The 746-nt window shown below is 61.9% G+C and carries 1 protein-coding gene and 1 pseudogene; both read right to left on the reverse strand.

The features are described 5' to 3' along the window. Positions 1–389, reverse strand: a pseudogene (locus ACZBJS_RS42670) (MBL fold metallo-hydrolase); the annotation flags it as partial. A 123-nt stretch (positions 390–512) separates the two neighbouring features. Continuing rightward, positions 513–746, reverse strand: a 234-nt coding sequence (locus ACZBJS_RS42675; RefSeq protein WP_463440348.1) for a c-type cytochrome, incomplete at its 5' end; no start/stop codon positions are given.

A 746-nucleotide genomic window follows, 5' to 3' on the forward strand; every position in this document is an offset into this window, starting at 1 on the left:
TTGGCGTTGTTGACCAGCGCGTCCGGTGTGAAGCCAAAATCCATCAGGACATTTCGCGTCTCGGTGCCGCGCCGGGTCTCGACGTGCATCGACAGGCCGAACTCGCTGATCAGCGTCTTGCCGGGCGGCTTGCCCGCCCCGATGCCCCAGCCGAAGTGCTCGATCTCGACATCGGGAAGCTTCCGGCTCGGCGCCACGGCAAATTGATAGCTGTCGACGACCACGCGCACTGCGACGCTATCAATCTCCGGAACCTTGCCGGTTATCGTCTCTGCGCGCACTGGCTTCGTGCTACCGATCAACGCCGCCACAAGGGCGCTGAACAGGGCAGCGCCGCCGCCACACACCACATCGCGACGATGAATTGCGTTGCACTGGCAAGTTAACATGATCAAGTCCTCCCCTTGCGCCGCCTTCGCTGCCGAAAGGCATCATGCGAAAACGCTCTCCAACCACGGCGGAGACGTTGGGGTGCCGAACGCACTAGCGTCTGACAGCCCGCACACCGAGCATTAGGGCATGAGCGACGCCGAATAGGCGGCTAGTGCGATCATGTCCCCGATGCTGAGATTTTCAACAACCGGTTTCATAAGTTCGCTCTTGGCGCCCTTCCGCGCGCCGGATCTCAAGTCATAGAGTTGCCGGAACATGTAAGTCGGCGAACGCGCCGCAATCCCAGGCGCGGCAACGGTCCCTTTGAGGTCAGCGCCGTGACAGGCCGCGCACTGGACGCGCAGATCGCTGTT

The sequence above is a fragment of the Bradyrhizobium sp. KZN70725 genome, assembly GCF_055264925.1.